This is a genomic window from Piscibacillus salipiscarius, assembly GCF_042685285.1.
In the GTDB taxonomy this organism is placed as follows: domain Bacteria; phylum Bacillota; class Bacilli; order Bacillales; family Alkalibacillaceae; genus Piscibacillus; species Piscibacillus salipiscarius.
On the sequence record NZ_JBHUMZ010000024.1, the window covers coordinates 13,285 to 27,979 of the forward strand.

Below are 14,695 nucleotides of genomic sequence, written 5' to 3' on the forward strand. Positions count from 1 at the left end.
AGGAGGATTGATTTGCTAAACGGCAATCAGTCCTCCTTTTTCATACATATTCAATTCGAAACATTATTGTTTACACAAACTTTTTAAACACTAACGATGCATTATGCCCACCAAAGCCTAATGAATTTGTCATAGCAACGTTTAGTTCTTTCTCGCGTGCCTCATTTACTACGTAATCTAAGTCACATTCTTCATCAGGAGTTTCATAGTTAACCGTTGGAGGCATTACGTTGTGTTTTAAACTGAGTGCAGTAATAATAGCCTCAACACCACCAGCGGCTCCTAATAAGTGACCAGTCATTGATTTAGTTGAACTCATTGCTAAGTTATAAGCGTGATCTTTAAATACTGTTTTGACAGCCGTTGTTTCATATTTATCATTGTATTCAGTACTTGTACCGTGCGCATTTATATAGTCCATTTCTTCCACATTAACCTCAGCATCATCTAATGCTTGTTGCATCGCACGCGCAGCACCTTCGCCTTCTGGAGCTGGTGCAGTAATATGATAAGCATCACCTGTTGAACCATACCCAATAATTTCAGCATATATATTTGCGCCTCGCTTTTGAGCAGATTCTAGTGATTCAATGACAAGTACACCAGATCCTTCACCCATTACAAAGCCATCACGGTTTTTATCAAACGGGCGACTCGCTGATTTAGCATCAGGGTTAGTAGATAAGGCACCCATAGATGAGAACCCAGCAATCGCCATATGGTTAAATGGTGCTTCAGCTCCTCCGGTAATCATAGCGTCTGCGTCACCACGTTCAATAACTTTAAACGCATCACCAATAGAATTCGTGCCTGAAGCACATGCCGTTACAGAGCAAGAGTTAATCCCTTTAGCGCCTAAAATAATCGACACTTGACCAGATGCCATGTCCGGAATAATCATCGGGATGAAGAATGGACTCACTCGGCCTTTATCCAAATATTTACGAAAACTTTCTTCATAAGTGGTCATACCACCAATACCAGAACCAATCCACACGCCAACTCGATCAGCATTCTCTTCAGTAATTTCTAACCCTGAGTCTGCCACAGCTATTTTAGAAGCCGCAACGGCATATTGAGTAAATAAGTCCATTTTACGAGCTTCACGCTTTTCCATATGTTCCTTAGCGTCAAAATCTTTAACTTCTCCAGCTATTTTAACCGAAAAATCTTCTTGATTTAATTTAGTTAACTCACCAATTCCAACATAACCTGACGTAATATGATCCCACATCGTATTGACATCATTTCCGACTGGTGAAACAACACCTAGTCCAGTTATAACGACTCTTCTTTTCGTCATAATTTTTGTAACCTCCTCTTATTTTCCCCAGCGTAAGGCAACAGCACCCCAAGTAAGCCCGCCGCCAAATCCAACTAATATAACTAAGTCATCTTCCTTAATCTTACCTTCTTTAACATCTTCAGACAACGCAATTGGTATCGATGCTGCAGATGTATTTCCATATTTATGAACAGATTTGGACATCTTTTCAACAGGGATCTCTAATTTCTGTCTAGCCGCTTCCATAATACGAATATTGGCTTGATGCGGAATTAAATAATCCACATCATCTTTCGTTAGACCGATCTTTTCAACAACATTTAATGCAGAGTCTCCCATTTGTCTAACTGCAAATTTAAACACTTCTCTGCCGTTCATATGGATGTAATCTCCATCTTGATGTAAGTGCGGAATTCCAGTTCCATCTGCGCCTAATTCGAATGATAAAATTCCTCTATCATCAGAAACAGGTCCAATAATTGCAGCTCCTGCACCATCTCCAAATAGAACACTCGTATTACGGTCTTCCCAATCCGTAATTTTTGATAACTTTTCAACACCTACGACTAAAATATTCTTGTAAGTGTTTGATTCAATAAATTGTTTTGCTGTAACCATTCCATACATAAAACCAGCACATGCCGCACTTAAATCCATAGCAGATGCCTTAAATGCACCTAGCCTTTCCTGAATTTGACACGCTACTGAAGGAAAACCCATATCTGAGGTAACTGTAGCGACTAAAATCATATCAAGATCGTCACTAGTTACCCCTGCTTCTTCCATTGCGTTTACTGCTGCTTCATATGCCATATGTGAAGTATTCATATCATCTGATGCGATTCGACGTTCGGATATTCCCGTGCGAGTTTGAATCCATTCATCTGACGTATCCACCATTTTCTCCAAATCCTTATTTGTTAAAACACGCTCTGGGACATAATGTCCTGTACCTAGAATACCTGCTTTCATTTTGGTCATCTCCTCATTACAAACTATTATAATCATATATTATGACCTGGTTATAATTTTATCAAAAAAAAGACCGAAAGAAAAGACTATTTCTTTAATCTTCCGGTCTCTAAATAACGCTCAATTAACTCGTCCATTTCCCGCTTCACACGATCACTGACGGCTTCTCCATACTTACCAAGATATATGTATTCATCGTCAAATCCGTAATGTATAACCCCAGATGGAAGTTCTCCTTCATCATACTGATTCGCAATATCGACGTAAATTTTTTCAATATCTTGTACAGTACTTGTTAAAACTGTCCCAGGAGCTACTTCGTATTGGTCGCTGACATAACCTATAGCATAAATATCTTGTTTTTTTGCTTCTAATATAATAGGGATATTAAATCCGTCTCCTGCTGGATATACAATATCAATATTTTCTTTAAGTAAATCATTAAATAATAACATCGCACGCTGCTGATCGTACCAATCAAATACAGACCTTATGTGAACTTTAATATTTGAGTTAGTATCTTTGACACCTTCGAAAAAGCCTTGCACTTCAGGTTGACTTTGAAAGGCTGATACGATTCCAATTTCATTCGTTTTTGTGACTTTAGCTGATAGAACACCAGCAAAATATCCCATCTCATAACCGTCAAAATGAATACTTGTAATATTCCGATCAAATGTATTGCCATTAAAGTAAACAAAATGTAATCCAGGGTACGTCTCATTAATATCATTAAAATGGGTCCCGAAATCAGATCCGTGTCCGAATACTAAATTAACACCTTGGCGCTTCATATCTTTCACTTGTTCTTCTGTTTCTCGGCTAGTTGTCACATTTTCTCTCGTTAAAATGCTAACGTTTTGTTCTTCCTTAATTTCCAACGCACCAAGGTAAGCACCTTTTCCCCATGTTTCATCATGAATCGTTCCATCCAAAAGTAGTCCAACATTATTCAATTGTCCTGTATTAAAAACCTGTCCACAACTAACCAATAAAAAACTAGTGGCTAGTAATATGAATATGAGTAGTTTTTTCAAAACGAGCACTCCGATATCTACTTGAACTCTTACTTATATTTTGTAACTTTTCTGAATGTATCGCAACAATAACGTTTAAAAATTTACGTTTTTTTAATAAAATGAATGCTCTCATCTTCTTCACCATTAATATAAATTGCTTTAGGTAACGTAGAGAAATGTTGGAGGCTTGCTAGCCAATCTGCTACTTCTTCAGGTAATAAATCTTCTCGTTGATCTAAGTAAATTTTAGTTTGAATTGAATTTTCTTGATAAGTGCATAACTCGTTTTCGGTTGTAAAATCATATATATTGTTAAAATCATACTGCTTCTCTTTCTCTTTTAGATGAAAAGATGCGTGCCGCCCAATCATGGCATAACGATCCATTTTTTCTTCATCTTCAACATCATCATAGCCGTAAACCTCAAAATCTTGATCAACAAGTTTTTGAATGAGCAAATAGGCGATTTTATGAAAACAGCCATTGATAAATACTTTCATTCTAGACTCCACCTTTTTTGTATTTGCATAAAAACGTCACATATTCTGTATTTATTTTTTTCTTAACCTTTGGTAAACTGTAATTTGGAATGTATAGAAAAATGAGGTGACATACTATGCGTTTAGTTTGGACAGTCATATGGGGTTTCCTTTTAAGCTTAATGGTTGTTTATGTCATTACAAGTATGACAGGAGACACATTTAGCTTCCCACTCGCAATTGTATTAACTGTACTCTTCACTTTATCCTCTGTGGTTCTGGGTGAAGGAGTCATAAGAGACGACTCGACGCAGTAATAGAAGAGGTTGACTCAAAACATGTTGCACCTGAGTCAACCTCTTTTTTTAATACCAAGGTAAAAGGCTTAATGCCGCCACTGCCGTTAATGGTAATATTAGCCTTCTTAAACCGAAATTCTGTGGGTAAGGGTAATAGCCGTAGCCAGGGCCATAGAAAGGATAACCATAACTACTGTACCCATAAGGATTTCGCTGTGGTTCGTGCATAACTGGTGTGATTAAATAAACATTGTCGTCGTCCATATCGACAATGACACCTTGAATTTGTTCACCTTGGTTTGTCTCAATTAACACGTACTGTTTTAAATGACTCTTACATAAATTATAAATATGATCCTTTGAATAAGTATTCACAGAATCTTACCTCCCTTTTCAAGATTAACTTATTCAAATTAACTAGGTTATGTGCACAATTTAGGAGGTTAAATCATGCAAGAAATCTTCGAGTTACTGAAGTATTTATTTTTAGGTGTATTCCAAGGTTTCACAGAACCAATTCCTATTTCATCAAGTGGCCATTTAATGATTGTAAGACACCTGATGGAAATTAAATTACCAATTACTTTTGAAGGATTTATTAATTTTGGTTCGCTTATAGCTGTGCTTATTGTTTTTAGACAAGATATAGCTCGGTTAACAATCAATGGTTTAAAGTTTATTCAAACTAGAAACCACGAATTCCGTTCTGATTTTAATTATATACTGTTATTAGTGATTGCTACTATACCAGCTGGCGTAATTGGTATACTTATAGAAGACTATATTGATAGTATTTTAGGTGAACAAATTAAACTAGTCGGTATTACTCTTTTGTTAACTGGATTGGCTTTATGGATTATCCGAAACCTCAAAGGGTTTAAAACGGATGATGAAATTACGATTAAAGATGCCATTATTGTTGGCCTCGCTCAGGCCATTGCGTTAATTCCTGGCATAAGTCGATCTGGAGCTACGATCGTTGGAGCCATGTTAGTCGGGTTTAATCGTTCAGCAGCTTTAAGATTTTCTTTTCTGATGTACATCCCTGTAAGCTTAGGAACGATGGTTTTCTCTGTTGGTGATGTGGTTGGTAATGAAGCATTTTCAGGTCAGATTATATTATTATTGGTGGCATTCATCGGAGCGATTATTGCAACTTATTTTGCCTTGATTTGGTTCATTGACATTATGAAATCAGGTAACCTTAAATACTTTGCTTTTTATTGCTTTATCGTTGGTGCTGCAGTGTTCTTCTTTCTATAGTAATACAGAAAAAAGATGACCCGTTACAAATATAACGGGTCATCTTTTTCATAAATTAATCAGGTATACCAAGTGCAATTTTCGCATAGCGTGACATGCGCTCTTTTGTCCATGGTGGATTCCATACAATATTAACTTCAGTACGCTCTACTTCAGGAATATCAGAAAGTGCACGTTTGACGTCCTGTTCAATTGTTCCAGCTAATGGGCATCCCATTGCCGTTAACGTCATTGTCACTGTAGCAGTTCCTTCTTCATCTAAGTCAACGCCATATACTAAACCTAAGTTGACGATATCGATCCCAAGCTCAGGGTCAATAACATTCTCAAGCGCCCCCCAAAGGTTTTCCTCTAACGCTTTATCCATTAGTCAGTCCTCCTTAAAGATTCTCTATTCTATTATAAACATGTTTTAGTTAATTTTTAAAGAACAATGACTAGAATGGGGCTACTTTTCATGGCGAACTGATGGAGCGACATAACTTAATGTGTTTCGATTTAAAAAATCTAGTAGTTTCCACTCTAATTCAGCATGTTTATTAAACACGATGGTTAAATGATTTTCTTTAGTTTTAACGACTTCAATTTGTAATAGTCTTTTCTCAAGTTTTTTATACTGTGATTCATAGTAAAAGGGTCTTTTGCCTAAGGTTCCATTCGCTTGTATTAACATAACTGGACAATCTACTTGTTCTGCTAGATGTTCCAAATCAAATTGAAATAAGCTAAGAAAATCTTTTTTTATGATGTTATGATTTGATTTATGTACCCAATAATCGTTTGACTTCTCAATTTCGTAATTAACAATTCGATTCATGTGCTCAGACCATCTAACACCATGTTTTTCATAAGTGTTTCTGATTAGATTAATATAATCGAGCCTAGATAAATACGATTGTTCTAAACGTATTAAAGATGGCAAAATTAATTCCTTTTGCCCTTGATCCACTTCGCCTGCTCCATCTATTAAAATAAGTGCTTCCACATCTATAAGTGTTGCAGCTTTAAGGCATATATTGGCCCCAATTGAATAACCCATTAGTATTGGACGGTCTATTTTTAATACTTTGATTAATTCAATAAGCTCTTGAACATGTTGATCAATATTTGAATTATTATCAGCGTTTGAACTCTTTCCACGACCATTTAGATCATAGGTAATCATGCGATATTGTTTCTCTAGAGCTTTTTGAAAATGACCTAACTGCATATGGTGACCTGTGAGTCCGTGAACACCGATTACCGTACCTTTTTCCCCAGGGGTCTCATGAATAAATAACTGTTTCCCACCTGTAAGTGCTTTTTTACGCCACATTTTTAGCATTGTCCATTCACCAACCGTATTTTAATTGTATAGACTTTAAAAAATTAACCATTTAGAGCTATACTTTAATTCTATGAAGTATACTCCTGTAAATATGATTGTTTAAGAAAGTACAACATGAACTATGACTAAATTTTTATGTCTTTCATAACAAAATTAAACGAAGCCTCTTTAATACCATTTTTATCACTGATTTGTGTGATGAGTGATGACGGGATCCCTTCATACAATCGATTTTTTCTTTCAAAAAACACTTGAGTAATTAATGTTTCATAACCTTTTCGTTTCAGGATGATATTGAGGTGAGCCGGTATAGTGGTGTTCTGTCCCACTGCGTGAAGTAATTCTGCTAAAGGTCCGTTTTCAGAAATGGTATATGGTGACGGGACAATGGTCTCAACTTCAAAAAAGCCATTCTCATCCGTATAAAATCGACCTCTAAGATTATATGGAGGCGCGGCAGATTCATGGGAAGAATAATGTCCATCTGCATCCACGTGCCACATGTCTATTAATGCACGTTTTAAAGGATTACCATTTAGATCTCTTACATAGCCAGAAAATTTGAACTTCTCACCTATTTCTTTTACTCTCATAGGTAACTTATATGGCTTAGCAAGTATAGGGGCTCCCTCCACATAATGAACATCCAAAAATGTAGATGGTGTTTGAGCATCCCCGGTAATCTGATGGTCTATTAAAACTGGAGAAACAAAGGCATTTATAAAAGTAGAGATTTCTCTGTCATGTCCAATCTGATCTGCCCACCGAATAAATCCATTAAACTCAGCATTGCTTGGCTGGGCTTCTATCAAAAAATTTTTTACATGTTTCTGAAATAATTGTAGGACTTCTTGAACGCGCTCTTCACTCTCAATTGAACTCACCATTTCACCCTCCTCAAAACTTAGATTAGTCAGCAATTTCATCTTCTGATACTATGTTTATTAATAGATTCTAGTAATATGATGAATTTCATAAGACACATTTTGATGAGGTGATTAAATGAAATCGATAAATCCAAAAGAGCTTAGTAAGAAAGATAATTATAAGTTATTAAGTGGAAGTGTAATCCCCAGACCTATCGCATTTGTAACATCAATGAATGAACACGGAACTTTAAATGCCGCACCATTTAGCTTTTTTAACATGGTTGCCGGGACTCCGCCTTTAATTGTATTATCAGTTGGTCGAATTCGAGGTGAGATAGCCAAACATACAGGAAAGAATATTCTACAAAATAAAGAATTCGTTGTTCATATTTTGGATATGGACTTACTTAAAAAAATGAACCAAACATCTGCACCTTATGAAGAAAATATAAGTGAGATTGACAGAGTTGGGTTCAGCCCTATTGAAAGCTCAGACATAAAAGTGCCAGGTGTAAAAGAAGCAAAAATCAGATTAGAATGTAAACTCTTCCAGCACGTTCCTTTAGAGGAAGAAGGTAAATGTTATAATGACCTTTTCATTGGGAAAGTGGTTCGATATCACATAGATGAATCAATCTACGATGATGGCAGGGTTCTCGCGGAACAACTGAATCCAATTGCTCGATTAGCAGGGCCAAATTATGCAGGATTAAGTGAAAACATTTATCTAGAACGTCCGACAGATACTGAATAATATAAAAAGGGCTGAGGAAAAATCAATACCATTTTCCCCAGCCTTATATTTTAATCCTGTACAATTTTTGAGAACTTACCGCCATAATACCCTAAAGGTTCTCCATTTTCATAATTAAAATTGATTACTTTCCCTAGGAATAAGACATGATCTCCTCCATCGTATTCAGCCCAAGGCTCACATTCTATATATGCTAGTGAATGTTTAATACGATGACCATAGTCCGTTTTTTCCCAGTTAAACGGTAACGTCTCATAAGGTTTCCCTGCAAAATGAAGTGCTATGTCTTCTTGATTAGCCGCTAATATATTAACGATAAACCGATTATCTTTTAATTTATGATAAGCTTTTGTATTTCGATCTATTGATACTAATACTAATGGTGGTTCTAGAGAGACAGATGTAAAGGAATTAGCTGTTAAGCCATGGCAGTCATCCCCTTCATTACACGTAACAACCGTTACACCTGTTGCAAACCGACCCATACAGTTTCGAAATTCTTTTAAGTCCAAAAATCTTCCCCCTCACCTCTTTTATTACATATTTTATCGTATAACAATCTGTACCATTACTAAAACATATGAAAATCACTACTAGATTGTGTGAGAAATTTTCTAGTTTAATAGTTTTTAAACTTACAGATGTTTGACAAAAAATTCTGTTAATGCGTATTTTGCTTCCCTGCTCACTTTATGATCACGATTTGGTTCTGATATAAACTGAAAACGATCTTTAGGATAACCACTAGTTTTGAGTTGTTCAACAAACGACATAGAATGTTGGTATGGTACAACCTGGTCGTGCTCACCATGCCATATAAAAATTGGTCGATCTGCCAATTTATCCAATTGGCGCGATAAATCAATAGGTTCTAAAGAAGTTAGCTGCTGATTAATCTCTTGTTGGGTAAGTGGCAAATCAACCCCTTGTTTTCTAATAGACTCCAATAAGTAACTTGCCATATCACTAATTCTTGCAGACCCCATCATGATTCCCGCAGCCTTAATCCAAGGATAGCGAGTTAAAGCAGCAGATACTGTAATTCCGCCCATACTCGTTCCGGCGATACCAATTCGGTCATCCTTTGCTAATTCATGTTGTTTAATATATAAATATAATTCATTTAAGTCTTCTAAATTTTTAATCACAATTTTCCAGAAATCACTTTGAATTTTATTTGGATCTGACTCTTTTTGTCTATCTCCGTGGTGCATACTGTCAGGAAGTAACACTCGGTAACCTCTTTCAGCCATCAAATATGCTTGAGGCAAATCTTGTTCTTTAGAACTAGTAAAACCGTGAAAATAAATCATAACTGGGAGTGATTGGTTAATCTTTTCATGATCTACAACTTCAAGTACAGGTATATCTCTAACATCATATTGATCGATGACAATCATGTATGGTCTCCTCTCAAATCACTTTATTACTATAATAATAAATGATACTAGAGTGCCTTTCAATCGTTACAAACATTCACATTACGCAGGAAATGTGATAAAATATTTTAATTAGATATTTACAGGGGAGAATATGGGGTGACATGATGGAAAAACATCTAATAGCATTGGACTTAGATGGCACACTATTAAATGACGATAAAATTATTTCTGCAAGAACCATTCAAACATTAAAAACAGCTAAAGAGCAAGGTCATGTTGTCATGATTGCAACTGGTAGACCTTATCGTGTGAGTAAACAATTTTATCAACAATTAGGTTTAGATACACCTATTGTCAATATGAACGGGGCATATGTTCACCATCCGCTAAATAAAAATTGGGATCATATGCATTCGCCTTTACCTAAAAATGTTGCACTAGATATTGTGGATACATCTACTCAATATGGCGTACAAAATATTATGGCTGAAATTATGGACCAAGTATTTATTAATCAAGAATCTGAACATATTTTTAATCAATTTTTCTTAGAAGGATTAGAAAAACCAGCTAAAATTGGGCATTTGCGAGAAACGCTTGACGGAGACCCGTCTTCATTATTAGTACACCCAAATGAAGATAGTGTTAAGCCGATTAGACAAATTTTAGATGATCAGCACGCATCAGTAATTGATCACCGTAAATGGGGAGCACCTTTTCATGTCATTGAAATTATTCGTTCAGGCCTTCATAAAGCTATTGGCGTTAAAAAGGTAGCTGAAGAATATGGTATTCCTCAAAATCGAATTATCGCATTCGGCGATGAAGATAATGATTTAGAAATGATTGATTATGCTGGCGTCGGTGTAGCTATGAATAACGGCATTTATGAGCTTAAAAATATAGCTAAAGAAATAACCTTAACTAATCATGAAGATGGCGTAGCTCAATTCATTGAAGAATATTTAAATATTACTACACCAATTATAACCCAAGATTAACTATTTATATTTTCCTTCATATTGCACAAAATATACCTGAACACAGTTAAAGCTGTGTTCAGGTTTTTCTTTTAGTTAGAGATGGGAGGATTTTAATTGAAATCGCAACCGATCTACAAACGAAAAAGAAAAAATAAAACAGCTTCAATCAAACAGGAAAGATTTACAGATAAAGCACGTAAAAAAGCAGAAGCCGACCGACACACTCGAGGAGGATTCTAAATGGAAAATAACTTTATGAAACAGGCAAAACAAACTATGCAAAATTTGACAAATAAAGCCAAAAATGGCCGTCAAAATCTCCAAAAATCAGAAGAATCCATTCAAAGTGTTCAACAAAGCATTCAATCAGCTTATGAACAAGGAGCACCAGATCAAAAAGAGCAGCAAGAATTAAAACAATTCGAACAAAAAATTAACAATAAACTAAAATAACATTTTTTGCGACACAGGTCGACCCTGTGTCGCTTTTTTTGTAAAAAACAGTGTAAAAGTATGTATTTTTTCGAAAATTATGTTGTACTAATGGACTACATTCATTTATAATTAAATTGTTTTAATCAATACTAAGGGGGAGTTAAAGTGAAAAAGGTTTTAACACTTATTTTTGCTGCTTCATTACTATTTTTAGCAGCTTGTGGTTCTAGTAGTGGCAAAGAACCGAATCCAGACAAGCTTGTAATGGGATTTGTTCCATCACAAGACTCTGACAAAATTGCGGAAACTGCTGATCCACTTGCAGAAGAACTTGGAAATATTTTAGACAAAGAAGTAGAAGCTGAGACAATGACAAGTTATAGTGCTCTTGTTGAAGCATTAGGTTCTGGAACCGTACATATCGGTTTCATCCCTGCTTTCGGTTTCGTATTAGCTGATAGTCAGTATGATGTTGAACCTATTCTAAAGTCTGAGCGTCATGGTAGCGCAACTTATGTTGCTCAGTATCTTGTGCGTGCAGATTCACCTGTTAATAGTTTAGAAGATTTAGAGGAACATGCTGGTGAAATGACTTGGGCTTACGGTGATGCGTCATCAACTTCAGGTTACTTATTCCCAGCGGCTCAAATGATGGAAATGTTCGATATTGAATCAACGACTCAATTACAAGAAGAATTCTTCGGTGCAACAACAAGCACAGGTGGCCACGATGCTTCTGCAGTTGCTGTATTAGAAGGACAAGCAGATATCGCAACAACATTTGATGATGTTCGTGACACAATGGAAGAAGATTACCCTAACATAAAAGATGATCTTAAGAAGATCGGAGAAACTAAGCCTATCCCGAACGACACAATTACTGTTCCTAGCTTCTTAGATGATGAATTAACTAAAGAAATTAAAGAAGCATTCCTAAGCTTCAACGAAAATGAAGAAATGATTAAAATCATGAATGAAGTATATAACTGGGATGCAATTATTGAAGCTGACAAATCAGACTTCGATGTTGTAAAAGAAACTTACGAGAAATTAGAACTTGATGAAAGTGTACTTGACGAAGAATAAATAAATTTCATATTTTAGATTAAATTTTAATAGGGGGAGAATAACCACTCTCCCTATTTTTTAAGTAAAGAAAGGAAGTCCTCGATGATTACTTTTAAAGATCTTTCATTAGTATATCCAAACGGAACACCTGGGTTAAAAAATGTTAATGTGACGATTAACGAAGGTGAATTCGTTGTAATTGTAGGTTTGTCAGGAGCAGGTAAATCTACTTTTATTAGAAGTATTAATAGAATGGTTACACCAACAGATGGTGAACTTTATGTTGAAGATGAAAACATTCTAAATTTAAAAGGTAAAGACCTTAGAAGATTACGGACAAAAGTCGGTATGATCTTTCAAAACTATAATCTAGTTAACCGTTCTAGCGTTTTTAAGAACACAATAAGTGGTCGTTTAGGTCATACAGGTACATTTAGAAGTATTTTCAACTTATATCCTAAAGAAGATAAACTAAAAGCATATGAAAATTTAAAACGTGTCAATATCGAAAAATACATATACCAGCGTGCCGACCAACTAAGTGGTGGGCAGCAGCAACGTGTTAGTATCGCTCGTGTTTTAACACAAGACCCTAAACTTATTTTAGCTGACGAACCTGTAGCAAGCCTTGACCCGCCTACTTCTCATCAGGTTATGCAGTACTTAAAACGTATTAATAAAGAAGATAATATTACAACGATCGTTAATCTACACTTTATTGATATGGCTATGGAATATGCTGATCGAATTATTGGTATGCGAGATGGAGAGGTCGTTTTTGATGGTCCAGTGAGTGAAGTTTCAGAGAAAACATTTGAAGAAATCTATAATCGTCCGATTCGCGAAGATGATTTAAGAGGAAGTGACTCTGATGACGGAGAAGAATAATAAGCAAAACTCAAATGTTTACTCACTCTACCCTCGAAAACTTAAGATGCAAATTTCTGCCATCTTTATCTTAATTATATTATTCTACTTCTATAGTTTAAGTAAAACCGGATCAGATTTTCTATTATTGTTACTAGATTTCCCAACCATTTTTAATAAACTAGTATCCATGTTCCCTCCAAATTGGGATTATATACCATTGGCTATTGATCCGTTAATTGAAACAATTCAAGTCGCTGTCGTCGCAACGACTTTTTCTATTTTAATTTGTATTCCAGCAAGTCTTTTAGCTGCGAATACTGTTACGACAAATAAATTTGTCTATCAAGCAACTCGTACAATTCTTAACATTTTACGTACTATTCCAGATATTTTACTTGCGACCATTTTCGTTAGTTTATTTGGTATTGGTATTATTCCAGGTATTTTAGCATTAACAATTTTCTCATTAGGATTACTAGCAAAATTATTAAGTGAGTCTATTGAGACAATTGATTCAAAACAGTTAGATGCTATTAGTTCAACTGGTGCTAATAAGATTCAGGTTATTTGGTATGGAGTGGTACCACAAGTGTTACCTCAGTTTATTTCTTATGGTTTATATGTATTTGAACTAAACGTAAGAGCTTCATTAGTATTAGGTTTCGTTGGTGCTGGTGGTATTGGAACGATTATCGATACACAATTAAACTTCTTAAAGTATCAAAACGTCATGGCCATACTAATTGTTTTACTTGTTGCTGTGATCATCATTGAAACAATTAGTAACATGCTGAGAAGGAGAGTTGTATAATGAGTCAAATACTACCACCAAAACCACACCAGAAGAAGAAAAGATTACGAAATTGGTTAATTTTCATCATATTAGGTATCATTTATGTATGGGCCTTTAAAGGGATTTATGAACGTGCAGATTGGTCTGTATTTGACAACCTAGGCGAAAAGTTCAATCGTGTTATTCCAAAACTCTTTAACCCAGATTGGGCTGAAACTGAAAAAGTTTGGGAATATTTAGTTGAAACAGTATTTATCGCTTATGCAGGTACATTAATTGCAGCAATTTTAGCAGTACCATTTGGTTTCTGGGCTGCCAAAAATATGGTTAAATCACCAATTTGGAACACATTAGGTAAATGGATTTTAATTTTAGATCGTACATTCCCTGAGCTAATTTTAGCTATCTTATTTGTGATTACCGTAGGTCCAGGACCATTCGCAGGTGTTCTAACAATTGGCTTAACAGCTTTTGGTATGTTAGGTAAACTATACGCTGAGATTATTGAGAGTATTGATATGAAAGTTGTAGAGGCAATGGAAGCAAATGGCGCTAATAAAATGCAAATCTTGTTTTACGCCATCTTCCCTCAAGTGTTACCAGAATTTTTATCGTTTGCCCTTTACCGCTTCGAAATAGACATACGTGCATCCACTATTTTAGGTTTAGTTGGTGCAGGTGGTATTGGTACATTAATCGTCATTGCAGCAGCTAACCGTAACTGGGAGCAATTAGGTTTAATTCTATTAGGAATTATCATAGTTGTGTCACTGATTGATTTTGTCTCAACTAAAATTAGAAAACGTTTAGTATAATTAATGAGAGTTGTCTCTTTTTAGAGCAACTCTTTTTTTATTTACATATTCTTTAATTAAGTATACTATTTGTAATAACAGC

At 35.4% G+C, this 14,695-nt stretch carries 20 protein-coding genes; 10 read left to right on the plus strand and 10 right to left on the minus strand.

The annotated features are described in order from the left end of the window. Nucleotides 1–70: 70 nt before the first annotated feature. From fabF to ACFSW4_RS10970, 4 genes are all read right to left on the minus strand, one after another. On the minus strand, nucleotides 71–1,303 hold the full coding sequence (fabF, locus tag ACFSW4_RS10955) for a beta-ketoacyl-ACP synthase II (protein ID WP_377329266.1): 1,233 nt from the start codon (nucleotides 1,301–1,303) through the stop codon (nucleotides 71–73). Nucleotides 1,304–1,321: 18 nt separating this feature from the next. Beyond that, the gene (locus ACFSW4_RS10960) at nucleotides 1,322–2,257 is read right to left on the minus strand and encodes a beta-ketoacyl-ACP synthase III (protein ID WP_377329268.1); all 936 of its coding nucleotides are present in this window, start codon (nucleotides 2,255–2,257) and stop codon (nucleotides 1,322–1,324) included. Between the two features lie 86 nt (nucleotides 2,258–2,343). Then, nucleotides 2,344–3,294, minus strand: a complete 951-nt coding sequence (locus tag ACFSW4_RS10965) for a BMP family ABC transporter substrate-binding protein (protein ID WP_377329270.1) — start codon at nucleotides 3,292–3,294, stop codon at nucleotides 2,344–2,346. Between the two features lie 83 nt (nucleotides 3,295–3,377). Further along, the gene (locus tag ACFSW4_RS10970) at nucleotides 3,378–3,776 is read right to left on the minus strand and encodes a hypothetical protein (RefSeq protein WP_377329272.1); all 399 of its coding nucleotides are present in this window, start codon (nucleotides 3,774–3,776) and stop codon (nucleotides 3,378–3,380) included. Nucleotides 3,777–3,892: 116 nt separating this feature from the next. On the opposite strand from ACFSW4_RS10970, the gene ACFSW4_RS10975 reads away from it, so the two are divergent. Continuing rightward, nucleotides 3,893–4,072, plus strand: coding sequence for a DUF2929 family protein (locus ACFSW4_RS10975; RefSeq protein WP_054754837.1), 180 nt, complete (start codon nucleotides 3,893–3,895; stop codon nucleotides 4,070–4,072). A gap of 48 nt (nucleotides 4,073–4,120) precedes the next feature. On the opposite strand, the gene ACFSW4_RS10980 is transcribed toward ACFSW4_RS10975, so the two are convergent. Continuing rightward, entirely contained in the window at nucleotides 4,121–4,429 is a 309-nt protein-coding gene (locus ACFSW4_RS10980) for a hypothetical protein (RefSeq protein WP_054754838.1), read from the minus strand. A gap of 75 nt (nucleotides 4,430–4,504) precedes the next feature. On the opposite strand from ACFSW4_RS10980, the gene ACFSW4_RS10985 reads away from it, so the two are divergent. Next, complete coding sequence (locus ACFSW4_RS10985; protein WP_377329274.1) at nucleotides 4,505–5,317, plus strand: undecaprenyl-diphosphate phosphatase; 813 nt, start codon at nucleotides 4,505–4,507, stop codon at nucleotides 5,315–5,317. Between the two features lie 55 nt (nucleotides 5,318–5,372). Here ACFSW4_RS10985 and ACFSW4_RS10990 read toward each other — a convergent pair whose 3' ends face one another. The 3 genes from ACFSW4_RS10990 to ACFSW4_RS11000 form a co-directional block, all read right to left on the minus strand. Then, nucleotides 5,373–5,684 carry a metal-sulfur cluster assembly factor gene (locus ACFSW4_RS10990; protein WP_377329276.1) on the minus strand — a complete coding sequence of 104 codons (312 nt, stop codon included), beginning with the start codon at nucleotides 5,682–5,684 and terminating at the stop codon, nucleotides 5,373–5,375. Nucleotides 5,685–5,765: 81 nt separating this feature from the next. Then, the gene (locus ACFSW4_RS10995; RefSeq protein ID WP_377329278.1) at nucleotides 5,766–6,641 is read right to left on the minus strand and encodes an alpha/beta fold hydrolase; all 876 of its coding nucleotides are present in this window, start codon (nucleotides 6,639–6,641) and stop codon (nucleotides 5,766–5,768) included. Between the two features lie 128 nt (nucleotides 6,642–6,769). Next, nucleotides 6,770–7,528, minus strand: coding sequence for a dioxygenase family protein (locus tag ACFSW4_RS11000; RefSeq protein ID WP_377329280.1), 759 nt, complete (start codon nucleotides 7,526–7,528; stop codon nucleotides 6,770–6,772). Nucleotides 7,529–7,646: 118 nt separating this feature from the next. Here ACFSW4_RS11000 and ACFSW4_RS11005 point away from each other — a divergent pair, with 118 nt between their 5' ends. Continuing rightward, the gene (locus ACFSW4_RS11005) at nucleotides 7,647–8,267 is read left to right on the plus strand and encodes a flavin reductase family protein (protein ID WP_377329282.1); all 621 of its coding nucleotides are present in this window, start codon (nucleotides 7,647–7,649) and stop codon (nucleotides 8,265–8,267) included. Between the two features lie 50 nt (nucleotides 8,268–8,317). Here the strand turns inward: ACFSW4_RS11005 and ACFSW4_RS11010 are convergent, their stop codons facing one another. Together ACFSW4_RS11010 and yjfP are read right to left on the minus strand one after the other, a co-directional pair. Continuing rightward, a complete protein-coding gene (locus ACFSW4_RS11010; RefSeq protein WP_377329284.1) occupies nucleotides 8,318–8,779 on the minus strand; it encodes a flavin reductase family protein in 462 nt (153 codons plus the stop codon). A 123-nt stretch (nucleotides 8,780–8,902) separates the two neighbouring features. Next, nucleotides 8,903–9,667, minus strand: coding sequence for an esterase (yjfP, locus tag ACFSW4_RS11015; RefSeq protein ID WP_377329286.1), 765 nt, complete (start codon nucleotides 9,665–9,667; stop codon nucleotides 8,903–8,905). 146 nt (nucleotides 9,668–9,813) lie between these two features. Here yjfP and ACFSW4_RS11020 point away from each other — a divergent pair, with 146 nt between their 5' ends. From ACFSW4_RS11020 to phnE (ACFSW4_RS11050), 7 genes are all read left to right on the plus strand, one after another. After that, nucleotides 9,814–10,650 (plus strand): Cof-type HAD-IIB family hydrolase, encoded by an 837-nt coding sequence (locus tag ACFSW4_RS11020; protein WP_054754845.1) that lies wholly within the window; start codon nucleotides 9,814–9,816, stop codon nucleotides 10,648–10,650. A gap of 96 nt (nucleotides 10,651–10,746) precedes the next feature. Next, nucleotides 10,747–10,872: a hypothetical protein gene (locus tag ACFSW4_RS11025; RefSeq protein ID WP_377329288.1), complete on the plus strand. Its 126-nt coding sequence runs from the start codon at nucleotides 10,747–10,749 to the stop codon at nucleotides 10,870–10,872. Next, nucleotides 10,873–11,085 carry a hypothetical protein gene (locus ACFSW4_RS11030; RefSeq protein ID WP_377329290.1) on the plus strand — a complete coding sequence of 71 codons (213 nt, stop codon included), beginning with the start codon at nucleotides 10,873–10,875 and terminating at the stop codon, nucleotides 11,083–11,085. A gap of 147 nt (nucleotides 11,086–11,232) precedes the next feature. Then, nucleotides 11,233–12,153 (plus strand): phosphate/phosphite/phosphonate ABC transporter substrate-binding protein, encoded by a 921-nt coding sequence (gene phnD / locus ACFSW4_RS11035; protein WP_377329292.1) that lies wholly within the window; start codon nucleotides 11,233–11,235, stop codon nucleotides 12,151–12,153. An 84-nt stretch (nucleotides 12,154–12,237) separates the two neighbouring features. After that, entirely contained in the window at nucleotides 12,238–13,023 is a 786-nt protein-coding gene (phnC, locus tag ACFSW4_RS11040; protein ID WP_377329294.1) for a phosphonate ABC transporter ATP-binding protein, read from the plus strand. Then, complete coding sequence (gene phnE, locus ACFSW4_RS11045) at nucleotides 13,007–13,816, plus strand: phosphonate ABC transporter, permease protein PhnE (protein WP_054754847.1); 810 nt, start codon at nucleotides 13,007–13,009, stop codon at nucleotides 13,814–13,816. The genes phnC and phnE (ACFSW4_RS11045) overlap by 17 nt, the downstream gene beginning before the upstream one ends. Then, the gene (gene phnE, locus ACFSW4_RS11050; protein WP_377329296.1) at nucleotides 13,816–14,613 is read left to right on the plus strand and encodes a phosphonate ABC transporter, permease protein PhnE; all 798 of its coding nucleotides are present in this window, start codon (nucleotides 13,816–13,818) and stop codon (nucleotides 14,611–14,613) included. Before phnE (ACFSW4_RS11045) ends, phnE (ACFSW4_RS11050) begins: the two co-directional genes overlap by 1 nt. The last annotated feature ends 82 nt before the right edge of the window (nucleotides 14,614–14,695 follow it).

Bases quoted from the DNA above. Each gene is read 5' to 3' on its own strand.
- fabF (WP_377329266.1), bottom strand. From the start codon at position 1,303: ATGACGAAAAGAAGAGTCGTTATAACTGGACTAGGTGTTGTTTCACCA.
- ACFSW4_RS10960 (WP_377329268.1), bottom strand. From the start codon at position 2,257: ATGAAAGCAGGTATTCTAGGTACAGGACATTATGTCCCAGAGCGTGTT.
- ACFSW4_RS10970 (WP_377329272.1), bottom strand. From the start codon at position 3,776: ATGAAAGTATTTATCAATGGCTGTTTTCATAAAATCGCCTATTTGCTC.
- ACFSW4_RS10975 (WP_054754837.1), top strand. From the start codon at position 3,893: ATGCGTTTAGTTTGGACAGTCATATGGGGTTTCCTTTTAAGCTTAATG.
- ACFSW4_RS10985 (WP_377329274.1), top strand. From the start codon at position 4,505: ATGCAAGAAATCTTCGAGTTACTGAAGTATTTATTTTTAGGTGTATTC.
- ACFSW4_RS10990 (WP_377329276.1), bottom strand. From the start codon at position 5,684: ATGGATAAAGCGTTAGAGGAAAACCTTTGGGGGGCGCTTGAGAATGTT.
- ACFSW4_RS10995 (WP_377329278.1), bottom strand. From the start codon at position 6,641: ATGCTAAAAATGTGGCGTAAAAAAGCACTTACAGGTGGGAAACAGTTA.
- ACFSW4_RS11005 (WP_377329282.1), top strand. From the start codon at position 7,647: ATGAAATCGATAAATCCAAAAGAGCTTAGTAAGAAAGATAATTATAAG.
- yjfP (WP_377329286.1), bottom strand. From the start codon at position 9,667: ATGATTGTCATCGATCAATATGATGTTAGAGATATACCTGTACTTGAA.
- ACFSW4_RS11020 (WP_054754845.1), top strand. From the start codon at position 9,814: ATGGAAAAACATCTAATAGCATTGGACTTAGATGGCACACTATTAAAT.
- ACFSW4_RS11030 (WP_377329290.1), top strand. From the start codon at position 10,873: ATGGAAAATAACTTTATGAAACAGGCAAAACAAACTATGCAAAATTTG.
- phnC (WP_377329294.1), top strand. From the start codon at position 12,238: ATGATTACTTTTAAAGATCTTTCATTAGTATATCCAAACGGAACACCT.
- phnE (WP_054754847.1), top strand. From the start codon at position 13,007: ATGACGGAGAAGAATAATAAGCAAAACTCAAATGTTTACTCACTCTAC.
- phnE (WP_377329296.1), top strand. From the start codon at position 13,816: ATGAGTCAAATACTACCACCAAAACCACACCAGAAGAAGAAAAGATTA.